This window comes from Desulfonatronum parangueonense, assembly GCF_054656975.1.
Genome location: NZ_BAAHXH010000003.1, coordinates 526,614 through 539,776 on the forward strand (window position 1 = coordinate 526,614; position 13,163 = coordinate 539,776).

At 57.5% G+C, this 13,163-nt stretch carries 12 protein-coding genes; 5 read left to right on the forward strand and 7 right to left on the reverse strand.

Features of this window, described 5'->3' with window-relative positions; translation table 11 throughout:
- Positions 1 to 64: 64 nt before the first annotated feature.
- The 5 genes from ACYQ15_RS02845 (at position 65) to ACYQ15_RS02865 (ending at position 6,271) form a co-directional block, all read left to right on the forward strand.
- Entirely contained in the window at positions 65 to 1,540 is a 1,476-nt protein-coding gene (locus ACYQ15_RS02845) for an SLC13 family permease (RefSeq protein ID WP_459936013.1), read from the forward strand.
- Positions 1,541 to 1,704: 164 nt separating this feature from the next.
- Positions 1,705 to 2,169: a response regulator gene (locus ACYQ15_RS02850; RefSeq protein WP_459936014.1), complete on the forward strand. Its 465-nt coding sequence runs from the start codon at positions 1,705 to 1,707 to the stop codon at positions 2,167 to 2,169.
- Between the two features lie 217 nt (positions 2,170 to 2,386).
- A complete protein-coding gene (locus ACYQ15_RS02855) occupies positions 2,387 to 2,644 on the forward strand; it encodes a hypothetical protein (protein ID WP_459936015.1) in 258 nt (85 codons plus the stop codon).
- Positions 2,645 to 2,823: 179 nt separating this feature from the next.
- A complete protein-coding gene (locus tag ACYQ15_RS02860) occupies positions 2,824 to 4,518 on the forward strand; it encodes a sensor histidine kinase (protein WP_459936016.1) in 1,695 nt (564 codons plus the stop codon).
- Between the two features lie 13 nt (positions 4,519 to 4,531).
- Positions 4,532 to 6,271 (forward strand): sensor histidine kinase, encoded by a 1,740-nt coding sequence (locus ACYQ15_RS02865; RefSeq protein WP_459936017.1) that lies wholly within the window; start codon positions 4,532 to 4,534, stop codon positions 6,269 to 6,271.
- A 178-nt stretch (positions 6,272 to 6,449) separates the two neighbouring features.
- Here ACYQ15_RS02865 and ACYQ15_RS02870 read toward each other — a convergent pair whose 3' ends face one another.
- The 7 genes from ACYQ15_RS02870 to ACYQ15_RS02900 form a co-directional block, all read right to left on the reverse strand.
- Positions 6,450 to 6,848, reverse strand: a complete 399-nt coding sequence (locus tag ACYQ15_RS02870) for an SgcJ/EcaC family oxidoreductase (RefSeq protein WP_459936018.1) — start codon at positions 6,846 to 6,848, stop codon at positions 6,450 to 6,452.
- A gap of 19 nt (positions 6,849 to 6,867) precedes the next feature.
- On the reverse strand, positions 6,868 to 8,337 hold the full coding sequence (locus tag ACYQ15_RS02875) for an SLC13 family permease (protein WP_459936019.1): 1,470 nt from the start codon (positions 8,335 to 8,337) through the stop codon (positions 6,868 to 6,870).
- Between the two features lie 98 nt (positions 8,338 to 8,435).
- Positions 8,436 to 9,011 (reverse strand): CBS domain-containing protein, encoded by a 576-nt coding sequence (locus ACYQ15_RS02880; RefSeq protein WP_459936020.1) that lies wholly within the window; start codon positions 9,009 to 9,011, stop codon positions 8,436 to 8,438.
- A 45-nt stretch (positions 9,012 to 9,056) separates the two neighbouring features.
- Positions 9,057 to 11,591: a PEP/pyruvate-binding domain-containing protein gene (locus ACYQ15_RS02885; RefSeq protein WP_459936021.1), complete on the reverse strand. Its 2,535-nt coding sequence runs from the start codon at positions 11,589 to 11,591 to the stop codon at positions 9,057 to 9,059.
- 203 nt (positions 11,592 to 11,794) lie between these two features.
- Complete coding sequence (locus ACYQ15_RS02890; RefSeq protein ID WP_459936022.1) at positions 11,795 to 12,172, reverse strand: response regulator; 378 nt, start codon at positions 12,170 to 12,172, stop codon at positions 11,795 to 11,797.
- A complete protein-coding gene (locus tag ACYQ15_RS02895; RefSeq protein ID WP_459936023.1) occupies positions 12,169 to 12,576 on the reverse strand; it encodes a response regulator in 408 nt (135 codons plus the stop codon). The genes ACYQ15_RS02890 and ACYQ15_RS02895 overlap by 4 nt, the downstream gene beginning before the upstream one ends.
- A 4-nt stretch (positions 12,577 to 12,580) precedes the next feature.
- Positions 12,581 to 13,015, reverse strand: coding sequence for a response regulator (locus ACYQ15_RS02900; RefSeq protein ID WP_459936024.1), 435 nt, complete (start codon positions 13,013 to 13,015; stop codon positions 12,581 to 12,583).
- Positions 13,016 to 13,163: the final 148 nt, after the last annotated feature.

The window sequence follows — 13,163 nt, forward strand, 5'->3', positions numbered from 1 at the left end:
GTTGAACCAAGACACGCGACTTTGCGCATTCATTCTCGTGAAATAATCCACAAGGAGCAACATCATGGCTGAACTCGTCAAAGGAAAAGATGATTTTCGGAACAATCCGGCGGATGAGCTGGTGATCGACGAGCATCCGGAATCCCCTCCCCAGTCCGGGAAGAGTATTCTCATCAAGTGCACCATTGCCGTGCTCGCGGGTTTGCTGGTTTACGCCCTGCCCACCCCGGACGGTCTTTCCATCGAAGGTCACAAGTTGCTGGCCTTATTGCTGACGTGTCTGATTCTGTGGACTACCGAGGCCATCCCCATCGGCGTCACGGCCCTGTTCGTGGGCGGCGGGATGATCATGTTCGACATCGTGGGCCGCAACGACGCGTGGACCCCCTACGCCAATCCGGCGGTCATGTTCGTGCTGATGATCATCATGTTCGGCGTGGTGCTCAACGAGGTGGGGCTGGCCCGCAGACTGATGTATCACCTGCTCAAGGTGGCCGGAACCAACGTCATGCGGCTCAGCTTTATCCTGGCCGTGGGCTGCACCATGCTGGCCACGATCCTGCACGACGCCACTGTGACCGTCGTCATGGTCTTCGCCTTCGTGCCGGTGTTCATGGCCATGGGCATGAAGCCGGGGCAGGGACACAGGCTGCCGAAGTTTTTCATTATTCTTATACCTTTGGCTGCATCCGCCGGCGGATTCGGGACCATGATCGGCGGCGGTCGGAACCCCTTGGCCCTGGAAATCCTGTACCGCTATCAGGAGACCAACTACGGTTCGTATAAGGTCATCGGCTTCTTGGAGTACATGCTTATCCAGTTTCCCATCTGCTTTCTGACCGCCGTGGCCACCTGGGCCATGGTCTACGTGCTGTTCCGGCCCAAGGAAAAGGAACTGACCGGCGTAAAGCTGGAATATCCCGGACCGTTGCGCGGTGCGGAACTGGGCGTGGCCATCGTGTTCATCGGCGCCTTCGTAATGTGGTTCCTGGGCGACCTGACCGGCTGGCACGTCAGTGTGGTGGCCATGCTGGCCATGATCGGCTTTTGCGCGCCGGGCTGGGTGTCCTTCAAGACCATCTGCGACAAGTTCCCCTGGGAATCCTGGATCGTGTTCGGCGCGGGCGTGTCCCTGGGTCTGGCGCTGCTGAAGACCGGCGCAGGGGAGTTTCTGGCAGCGAGTTTTTTACCGCTGCTGGAAGGCCGCAGCGACTTCGCGATTTTCTACGGCCTGGGCTTTTTCGGCTCGTTCCTGTCCAGTCTGATGAGCAACTCCGCGGCCGTGGCTCTGGCCCTGCCCGTGACCCTGCCCATGGCCGACATGCTGGGCATGTCCCCCACGGCCGTGGCCCTGCTGGCGCCCATGACCACGTCCTTCATCATGCTGGTCATCGGCTGCCCGCCCACGATCATTGCCTACAGCTCGGGCTACTTCACCCAGGTGGAGTTCATCAAGGTGGCCGTGCCCTGGTGCTTGATCCTGCTTTTGGTGGCCTGTTTCGGCGCGTTGGTCTGGTGGCCGCTGATCGGGGTGCATTGATCTGAAGCGGATCATGGGCAAGGAGAATTCTTGTCTGCTATCAAATAGGTTAATCGGTTAAAAATAAGCTTCTTGCGTCCGCTGGTCGCGGATGTAAACATAACACATGGTCGGGCTGGGGGAGAACAGACGCCCCCGCCCAGCATCTCTTAAGGAGGCATCAAATGGCGGAACAGGTACAGGGAGCGGAAGGAATGAAACTGCTTCTGGTGGATGATGAGGAACGTTTTCGCACAACGCTGGCCAAGCGGATGCAGGAAAAAGGCATCGACGTTGTCACGCTGGACAGCGGCATATGGGCTCTGCAATACATCCAGGACCATCACGTGGACGTCATCGTCCTGGACATCAAGATGCCGGACCTGGACGGCATCGAAACACTCAACGAGATCAAGAAGGTCAACTCGGGCATCGAGGTGATCCTGCTGACCGGCCACGCGGCCGTGGATTCGGCAATCGAGGGTATGCGCCTCGGGGCTTACGACTACCTGATGAAACCCTGTGAACTGGAAGACCTGCTGGAAAAGATCCTGGGTGCCTACAAGATCAAGCACGCCCGGGACGTCCGGCTCCAGCACGCCGAGGAGCGCAGCCGGCTGGACAGGCTGGAGAAGAGCGTTCGCTTTTGAGGCACACCTGAAACGGGCCGACTTGGTCGGCCCGTTTTTTGATGCTGTTGTAACTATACGGCAATTCGTATAAAATTGGACTCCGATCCGATCGTTCCGAACAACATCAATCATGAAATCATCCGATCGTTCCCACGCTGGAGCGTGGGAACGATCATCATCGAATATTTCACGAAACAAAAACACAATAAAAGGCGCGATCCCTATGGATAACCCCATGAAGGCAGAGAGCAAGGCCTCCGGAGAGGTATCAGACCCAGTCAACCAGAACCAGGATCAGCCGGAAGAAAAAAAACTCACCGAAGCGGATCATCTCTACACCATGCTCAAACCCTTGCACAATCTGCCCCGCGGAAAAAACACCTGGGACCCCAAGTTCATTAAGATCTGGTGGTTCTGGCCGGCCAGCGCGGCCTTCCTGCTGGTGATGTTTTATGTTTACCCGTATATCTGGGACTTTTTCGCGGGTCGCTGACTTCCATTGCGTCTTTCCCCATCCTGATCGTACGGTTCCGCCCATTGGATCGGATGTTTCTTTCTTTTTAGACAAAACCGTTACATGATAAGCGTCAGTGGAGAATGACTCGGTTATTTTTTTCCCTGTGATGCTGAAACGATCAGGCCCCGATACCCTACATGCCACAAGGAACGGACATGCCTACGGAAGACATTTATAAAACCTACGACTGGCTGCGCAAACACATTTTCATGTATCTCGGCGCGGCGGGTTTGCTTTCCCTGATTCTGGTAGGCTTCACGGTGTATTACGAGTATCGTAGCGTGATCAATGAAAAAGCCGCCGAGCGTCTGGTCTCCATCGTCTTGAAGCACAAGGGCGAGATCAACGACTTTCTGGCCGAAATTTCCACGACCATGCGCACCATCACCATGATGGAACCTCTTGAGCGTTTGCAGGATAAAGAAATCCTGGAAGACCTTTTCCACCGCCTGCAGGCTAGCACAAACTATGCCTACGAGGATCTGGGAGTCATCGACGCCAAGGGCAACCATCTGGCCTATGTCGGTCCTTTTGAATTGATAGACAAAAACTATTCGGAAACGGAATGGTTCGCCAACGTCATGCGCGATGAGGTCTATATCAGCAACGTCTTTCTCGGGTTCCGCGATCTGCCCCATTTCATCATTGCCGTGCGCTACGGCGACGGAGCCCAAAGCTGGATACTGCGGGCCACGGTGAATGCGGACAGATTCGGCGAACTCGTGGAGCATGTCCGTTTCGGCAAAACCGGGCACGCCTATCTTGTCAGCGCCGACGGCTATTTCCAGACCCGCCCCAGGCATGGTGGGAAAATCATGGACAAGGTGGCTGAGGGAGAATTCGACTTCAGCGCGTTCGAGGGGGTGCGCTACCATCGGATGACCAACCATGAGGGTGAGAAGGTCTTCCGGGCCATGACCTGGATGAAAAACAACGACTGGCTGCTGGTGGTGGAGCAGGAGGCCGGGGAGGTGCTGGGCCAATTCCATGCCGAACGCCGCAAGGCAATGGCTTTCTTTCTCGGAGGCGGGCTGTTCATCGCCATCCTGTCCCTGCTCACCATCCGCGCGCTCAATAACAGGGTCCACCAGGTGGACGCGGAGCGCCACCTGGTGGACGAGCAGCTTCTGCAATCCCAGAAACTGGCCTCCATCGGACAGCTTTCCGCGGGCATCGCTCATGAAATCAACAATCCTTTGGCCGTGATCGGCGAGGAGGCCGGCTGGATGCAGGACCTGCTCAAACGCGAGCACTTCAAGGGCGTGGAAGAATTGGGCGAGTTGCAGGATTCTATGCGGGAAATCGTGCAGCAGGCCGGACGGTGTCGGGACATTACCCACAAGCTGTTGCGTTTCGCCCGTAAGAGCGACGCCGTGATCAAGGCCGTGGACATCAACAAGCTCGTGGAAGAAGTCATCGAGATGCGCGAGCATCAGGCCCAACTGAACAACATAGAGATCATTCGAAAATTCGAGCCGGATATACCCAAGGTCCATACCGACCCGGCCCAGATCAGGCAGGTGTTGCTGAACCTGATCAACAACGCCATGGACGCCCTGGGCCACGCCGGCACGATCACCGTGAGCACGGACATGTGGGAACGGGGAGGAGCCGTCATCCGGGTGGCGGACAACGGTCCCGGCATTGCCAAGGAGAACCTGGGCAAGATTTTCGACCCGTTCTTCACCACCAAGCCTCCGGGCAAGGGGACCGGGCTGGGACTTTCCATTTGTCACGGCATTCTGGAAAAACTGGGCGCCAAGATCAACGTTGCCAGCAAGGTCGGCGAAGGAGCCACCTTCACGATCCGCATTCCTCTTGAGCCCAAGACCCTGAAAAGCGACGCATGAAAAGGGGCGAGTGATGGCCATACCGCGGGAGAATACCCATGACTGGCTGAAGCGGAACCTGTTTTTCATCCTTTGTGGAACTATTGCCGTTCCTATTCTCCTGTTCCAGTTGGCTTTCGCTTGGGTCGGTTACCGACACCTGGCGGACACCATTCGTGGTCACGTCGAGTTGGGCCTGGTTTCCAAAGCTTTGCATTATCAGCGGAAAGTGGATTCTTTTTTGTTGAGCGTGGAACGGTCCATGAAGAATATCCTGCAACACCATGGTTTTGATGAATTGACCGACATGTCTTTTCTGGAGGGCGTGCTGACAGAGCTGGATCGGGAGCACGACCATCTGATCGAGGACCTTGGGGTCATCGATGGCCGGGGAAACCATCTGGCCTATGTCGGGCCCTATGACCTGCTGGACAAGAAATATGACGACGCGGCCTGGTTTCGGGAACTGCAAACCAAGAACGTGGTGGTCAGCGATGTCTTTCTCGGCCACCGAAAGGTTCCGCATCTGATCCTGGCCGTCAAGGTCGAGGACGGGGATGATTTTTGGATACTGCGGGCCACGATCAACGTTTTTCGGTTCAGCAACATGGTGGACACGGTGCGTTTCGGAAAGACCGGCGAGGTGTTCATCGTCAATGACGCCGGGGTCTTGCAGACCCGTTCCCGCTCCCACGGCAATCTTTTGACCAGGCTTGATCACGGCGGCCGGACCTTCATGTCCCTTTCCGGCGTGGAAGTGCTGGAGTCCCGGCAGGCCCGGGGCAACGTGCTTCTGGCCAAGGCCAGGATGCGCATGGAAACCTGGTCCCTGGTGGTTCAGCAGGACAAGGACGAGGCTTTGGCCGAGATCGTTGTTTCACGGAATTGGATGCTGGCCGGACTCGGAGCCGGATTTGCCGTCACCTTTCTGGTTCTGGTCATGACCGTCGGGTTTTTACGGCGCAAGCTGGAATGCGTTGGGACCGAACGGAGCGAGGTGGACGATCAGCTTATCCAGTCCCAAAAACTGGCCGCCATCGGGCAGCTTTCCGCCGGCATCGCCCATGAAATCAACAATCCCCTGGCGGTTATCGGCGAAGAGGCCGGCTGGCTGCAGGACATCCTCAAGCGTGAGGAGATGAAGGAGTTCAAGGAACATTCCGAGTTTTCCAGCTCGCTCCAGGAAATTGTTCAGCAAGCCGGAAGATGCCGGGAAATAACCCACAAGCTGCTCAGTTTCGCCAGAAAGATGGACTCCATGATCACGGACGTGGACATCAACAAGATCATGGACGACGTGGTGGGCATGCGGGAGTCCGCCGCGGCGTTGAACAACATCCAGTTTCACAAGGAGTACCAATCGGAACTGCCGCTGGTTTACAGCGAACCATCGCTGCTGCGACAGGTTTTCCTGAACCTGATCAACAACGCCGTGGACGCCATCAAGAAAGGTGGAGCGATAACGGTCAAGACCGGGGTGTGCCCGGACAAGTACAGTTGCGTCGTGGTCTCCATCAACGATACGGGCATGGGCATTCCCCAGGAGAACCTGGGGAAGATCTTCGATCCCTTCTTCACCACCAAGCCGCCCGGCAAGGGTACCGGCTTGGGGTTGTCCATATGCCACGGGATCATCAAAAAGCTGGGCGGCGACATTACCGTTGCCAGTCAGGTGGGCCAGGGAACGACGTTCACGGTCAAGATTCCCATCGAACCGCCGAAGAATTTACGCGAGTGCGAAGAAATAAAGGACCTGGAGTTCATCTCGCATTGACTCGAGGGAGTCAGGGGCTCCTGACTTACTTCGGCTTTCTGGAACAAGAGCAGGGGGCGAGAGGTTTGGGTGAGTTGTGTTGGTTCCCATAACTCCTCCCATTATTCTGGCCGTTAGTCATGGCATACTCCTGAACGGCCCCGCTCTCGCGGGGCCGTTTCTTTTTTCAAGCTTCCTCCTACTTTTCCGGCATGACCGATGAATGGTGCTCCACGATCAGCCATTTATCGCCGAAACGCTGGTAGACGAAGGTGTAGCGGGCAGCGACGGCGCGGGCGCACTCGCCTTTGGGGCAAAGGGTGAAGGTGTACACACCGGAGTTGACCGCCAGATCTCCGCAGGAGCGGGTGTTGCATTCGGTGATCACGCCCTGGGGTTTCATGGCCAGAAAGTGGACGAAGTATTCCCGGATCTCGTCATGGTTGTGGCGGACCTTGTTGGACACAGTGGGCAGCAAGATGGCGTCCTCGGCGTAGAGGGCGACGACCCTGTCCGGCTCTCCGCTCTGAATGGCCTGGTTCCAGGCATCGAAGAGGGTGCAAATTTCCTCCTTGTTCCGCATCTCTTGGCATTTCATTGTAATTTCTCCGTAATTGTTAACGTAAGGTAACCGGCATACCCATCAACGGCCAGATCAGGATCACGGCCAGGCCGACCACGGCCAGGAGCAGGATGCTGGCCGGAAGGCCTGTAATAAAAAATTCGCCGCTGGTAAACTGCCTGGAGTTGTAGGCTATGGCATTGGGCGCGGCGCCCACCAGGAGCAGGAAGGGCATCCCCGCGGTGACCAGGGCGGCGAAAACGATGACTTCCGGAGCCACGCCTAGGTAGGGTGCCACCACCAGGGCCACCGGCACGGAAATGGCGATGGCCGCAACGTTCATGATGAAGTTGGTCATCAGCAGCACGAAAAAGGCGATGCTCATCACGAACACGAACCAGTGCGCGTTCTGGAAAAAGCCCAGCCAGTTGATGGCCAGCCACTCGGCCGCTCCGGTCTGCCAGAGACAGAAGCCCATGCTCATGGCCCCGGCGAAGAGCAGGATGATGTTCCAGGGGATGTCCTCCAGATCGCGGAGATCCAGAATTTTGAGGACAAAGAACAAGATGGTGGACACCAGGAGCACGGCGGCCTTGTTCAGGTTCGCCAGGGCCGGGAAGAACGATTGCAGGGAGAGGAACAGGATCACGCCGAAAATAATGGAACCGGCCAGGATTTCGTTGCGGGAGATCGGGCCCATTTCAGCGTGCAGTCGGCGGGCTCGGTCCCGCAGCCCTGGAATCACGGCCTTTTCCGGTTTGTAGACGACCATGAAGAAGCCCCAAAGCAGGAAGACCATCAGCCATCCGATCGGGGTCATATAGTAGGACAACTCGAAGAAGGTGATCTCCTTTCCGGTGATCTCCGTGTAGAAACCCAGGGCCACGATACCCCGGGCCGCGCCAAGCAGAGTGATGATGCTGCCTGCTCCGGCCACGAAGGCCATGCCCATAAACAGGCCCTTACCGAACCTGGTGGGCTTGTCACCCTCGCCGTACAGGGCGTAGATGGAGAGCAGCAACGGGTACATGGTGGCGGCCACCGCGGTGTGGGCCATGAAGTGGGTCAGCAGGGCCGTGACCACGAAACAGCCCAGATAAATCATGGACGTGCGCTCGCCCACGATGACCAGCATCTTGTAGGCCAGCCGCTTGGTGATGCCCACCTTGGTGAAGACCATTCCGATGACCAGGGAGCCGAAGATGAACAGCACCGAGGGGTCCATGAAGTCGTTGAAGGCCGCCTGGGCCGGACGGATGAAGAACAGGGCCTGAACCACGCCGATGGTCAGGCCGGTAATCCCGATGGGCAGCACCTCGAAGACCCACCAGGTTCCGGCCAGCAGGAACAGGGCCAGAGCGGCCTTGCCCTCTCGGGAGAGGATGAAATGCTTGCCGCCGGGATCAATGGCATCCGGCCAGGGGGGCGAAAAATAGACGATGCTGAACAGCGTCAGGCCCAGGAACAGAAAGAAAAGACGTTTGAAATCGGGTGATGATGTTGGAGAAGCGAATGAGGCGGACACGCTTCGACCTCCTTGGGGAATTCATATTCAGAAGATGAAACACAAAAGTCGGCTCATGAAATACAAAAACTTCGACGCCGGGTTGCTGGCGGGATCGCTCATGTGGGCGATGGCGATGTATCCTCCAAGGCGCAGGATGTCGCCACTTCGCGGATGGCGTTGTATACATCCGAAAAGCGCAACAGGCCGATGATCCGTTCCCCATCCATGACATACAAAGAGTCGTGCCGGGTCGTGACGAAGAGATGAAAGGCCTTGTCCAATTCGTCGTCGATGGAGACGGTGTGGTTCAGGTCGGGTTTGTTCAGGAAAGATTCGATAGTGATTTGCTTTGCCTTGCGGCACATGTCAGCCAGAGGCTCATGCCAAAGCCGGAAGTCGTCCTTCATGGATTGAACGATGTGGGGCACTCCGTACAGGATCTGCTCCTGGATGTTGTCGATCTTGTCATATTTCGGCTCCAGTCCCCGGACCAAATCCATGGGGGACAACTTTCCGAGGATTACGCCGTTCTGATCTTCCACCAGCAGGATGCGTTGCTTTTGTTTGCCTGCCTGAAAGGCCTCTTGGGAACGGCGTAACATCTCCATGGCTTCCATGAAGGTCGCCTGGACGGAGATGCGTGAAAACTCTTCCACCGATTTCATCAGGTTGCGAATTGTGAGCTTGTACATGGTCGTCTCCTCATAGTGATTGGCATGACTGCAACAAAGGGTAGGTCAGCTCGCCTTGATGTTCGACGTGCCGGCGACTGTCCGCCATTGTATGGCGGTTCCGACCATGTTTCCCACCAGCGCCAACTTGGCGGCAACGTCCGCAGCGTCGTCTCCGGAGGACCAGGAGAACAACCCTTCGTCGAGGATGTCGAGGAGGAAACCATGTTCGGCCATGTCGTTTCTGAACGTTTCAAGCCGGTCCTGGTTCGGCCGTCGTCTGGGTGGCCATTGCCAGAACAGGGCGACGCATCGTTCGCTGGGTGTTTTGCTGTTCTGGGCTTGAATGATGAAAAGCCCGGCATCGAGGTGGAGATGCAGGTGCAGAAGGTCCTTGGCGATGATGAACAAGCGAGGCCAGGGCGAAGCAAAAAGATGACGGTTGTCGTATCCTAGTCGACCCAGAAGTTTTCCGAGGACGGTTCGCCGCGGCGACTTGGCGAATACCGTCCAGGAGTGTTGCGCTATGGCCGGCCAGATGACTTCCAGCAGTGGGTGTTCCGAAACGGAGATCAGTGGGGGGGACTTCCGTTTCGCTGGAGAAGGGGCCGACGGTTCAGAAGCATCCAGGTCCAGAATTCGCCAATCGATGGGCTGGGAAACATTTAAGCAGCCCGGAGTGGCGGCGGCGATGGCCTGGAGCAGGTGCTGCGTGGCCAGAAGGTTCGCTGCATGGGCGATGTCCCACAACGAGGTCAGCCTTTCCGGGTCCAGTCGCGGAACAAAAGGGTTGGCGGAACTCGGACGAGCGACGACCTCCAGGACTTCGGTCAAGGCTTGATGTACCGGAGAGCCCACCAACGTTCCCCACTGATGCGGAGTGCGATGCTCAAGCGGTTGTTTGGCCACGCGCTGAACAAGCTTTTGGGAAGCGTCCACCAGGATGTTCATGCCCGGCTCGATCCGGGATAGGGCTTCAGGTACGTCGAACAAGGCCGGGATGCCGAATTCCCGGGCAATGTTTGCCAGATGACCGAATATCCCTCCGCCTTGTTCCGTGATCACCGCGGCGGCTCGCGGCAGCAGCGCGGACCAAGCGGGGTTCGGACCTCGGGCGACGAGCACTCCGCCTTCTGGAAACTGAAACATGTCGATGTTGGAGCGGACGACGTAGGCCGGTCCCCAGGCAACGCCTGGGCTGGCGGTCTGGCCGCCTCTGGCCAGGATTTCCTTCCCTTCCATGATTGGCGTATCCTGGGAGGGCTGCTTGGCGACGACAGTTTTGAGCGGGCGGGCCTGGAGGATGGAAAGAACGCCTTCCCTGGACATGGACCAATGGACGTCCAAAGGGCACAGAAAGTGACGTTCCAGGGCCATGCCGTGACGGCTCAGGGCGACCACTTGTTCCGGCGTCAGCACGGGGCGAAGACGTTGGGCCGCGGGAACAGGTATCAACGCCGTTCCTTCCTCGGAGAGAAAACAGGCGAATTTCCTGTCCTTGTTCCGGATGGTCTTTGCTCGAATCTCAGGTTCAGGCTTTTTGGCTATCTCCCAATGGTCCGGACTGACGTAGCCGTCGGTCACCGCCTTGTTCAACCCATGTACCGCGTCCACATACAGCGTTTCCGTGTCCGAGGACGTCGGATCCTGGGTATACATGGCCCCGCCTGCGACGGCGTCCTCCATGACCATGCACCCGACGCACATGGGCAGGTTCTCGTCCTTGAGGCCGAGGGAAAGGCGGTAGCTGATGGCGGTCAGCGAATATTTGCTGGCCACCACTTCCTTGTAAGCCATGAGCAGGAGGTCCTCGCTGACGTTGAGTTCGTTCCGGTATTGTCCGGCAAAGGACGTCTCCATGGAATCTTCGCCCACTGCGCTGGAACGGACGGCCACACGCACCCCGCGCAGCCCGGCTCGATATTCCAATGCGCGGTAGGCGGACAAGATGGCTTCTTCGAGCTGTTCAGGCAGTCGGGCGTTGATGAACAGCATCTGCAAATCCGAACTGACCCGGAACATGTCCACGACATCATGGACCTCCAGGGTTTGGAGTCGGCGATTGATTTCACCGCGCAGGCCGCTTTGGTTTAAGAACAGGTGAAAGCCCGCAGCCGTGACCACGAATCCGTCTGGAACGCGAACCTCTGGAAACTTTGAGCGGATCTCCCCAAGAAAAGCCATTTTCGTACCTACGGAACTGGACATGGCGGCGGAGACCTTGTTCAGCGGGAGGACCAGCTCTCCGCACGGGGTGTCGGGAGTGGCGAGGAGCCGATTCACCCGGGTCCGAAGACGTTGGAAGGGGGCCTCCAGAGGTCCTCGGGTGGACTCGTCGAACATTTGGAGGTGTCGAAGCATGGTATAGACTGCCACGAACATGCCCGTGCCCTGTGCCCGGATAAAGGCCATGGAAATGAATTTTTCTCCACGGGCAGCCTTTTGAGAGGACAGAATAAGGTTCAAGAACCGGTTGTGGGAGGAAATCAGCGACCGCCAAGCCTGGTAGGTCTTTGGATGCAACGCTCCGGCGCCGGCTCCTGGTCCGGAACGAAAAGAAGACATGATCGTTCGGCGCAATGTGTCGAGGTGGCTGAGCATTGGGATTTCGTGCTTGGTTCGCTAAGGGATATGACTGTTACTGAATTACCGGTTGTGAGTTGAGTGGCGCAGGCATCCTGCCTGCGTGGACAGGCAAGATGCCTGTCCCACCATTTGAACCCTTCCTGCCCACTCTTGGAACATATAGCTCGGGTGGTAAAAAACCGTGAACTGAGACCAGCCAACTCCCGAAGACGCCGGAATCAGACCGGGGAGTCGCCGTGGAGGGCTTCTTGAATCCGGATCATGATTTCATCCGCCACGCAGGGTTTGAGCAAGTAGTCCGTCGCGCCCAGTCGCATTCCTTCCAGGGCCGATTCAAGGGAGGCGTGACCGGTAAGCAGGAGCACGATGGTTTTCGGGTAATCCCGCTTGATGTCCCGCAACGTCAACAGAGCATCGCGTTCCGGTGTCTCCAGGTCCAGCAGGATCACGTCCGCGGGTTGATTCCGGTGTGCTGCCAAGGCTTCGCGGTGCGAACACGCGCTCCGGACGGCGACCCAGCGCCGGGTCAATCGCTTGACCAGAACGTCGCGGAGTTCATCGTCGTGCTCCACCACCAGCACGGACACGATTTTCATCCGACCGCCTTCCTGGAACCGGCCAGAGCATCGGTGATCTTGTGGATCAAATCTTCCAGGTCGCAAGGCTTCATCAGGTAGTCCGACGCGCCGAGGGCCATCCCGTCTCGGGCAGCCTCCTCGGAGCCGTGTCCGGTGAGGATGATCACGGGCATTTCCGGGGCCATGACCTTGAACACCTTGAGCACCGCTATTCCGTCCATGCCTTCCATTTTCAGGTCCAAGATCGAGATGTCGAAGGAGCGGCCCCGGAGAGCCTGTATTGCGTCCGTACCGGACAGGACGCTGGTCACGTCGATGTCGCGACGTTTCAATCGCTTGGACAGAATATCGGCAAAGCCCTGTTCGTCGTCCACCAGCAACAGTCGGATGGTTCCGGTCGTCTTCTCAGGGGAGGAGGCCATGGTTCTAGGCCCCCATTCTATAAAAGACGGCCTTGGCCTCGGCTTCGCGGATTTTCTCTTCCCGGTCGCGTTTGACCTTTTCCGCCTGGGCCACCTTTTCCACCAGGCTGTCGAATTCAGCCGGTTTCAACAGGAAATCAAAGGCGCCGAGCTTCATGCCGTCGATGGCCGATTCCACTGTCCCATGGCCGGTGAGCATGATCACCTCCACCAGAGGGAAGCGGCTCTTGATCTGTTTGAGAGTTTCGATGCCGTCCATGCCGGGCATTTTCACGTCCAGCACGACAACGTCCACGTTGGGCGTCCGGTCCAACAGATCCAGCGCCTCTTGGCCTTCGTGTGCCGTAAGGACGTGCAAGTCGCGGCGGGACAGGCGTTTGACCATGGTCTCCACGAAAGGAACCTCATCATCGACGAGCAGAACGTTTGCCAATGCCATGGGAATCTCCGGTGGTTTTGGTTCTCAATTTGCTAAATAGGTGTCGCTTGATTGATGGACAATGGATATCGGGTCAATGCGCATGTAACCTCGGTCAACGGGTGGACGGCGGTTTCCTGGACAGCAATTGTGTCGGCGGGGCGACGTT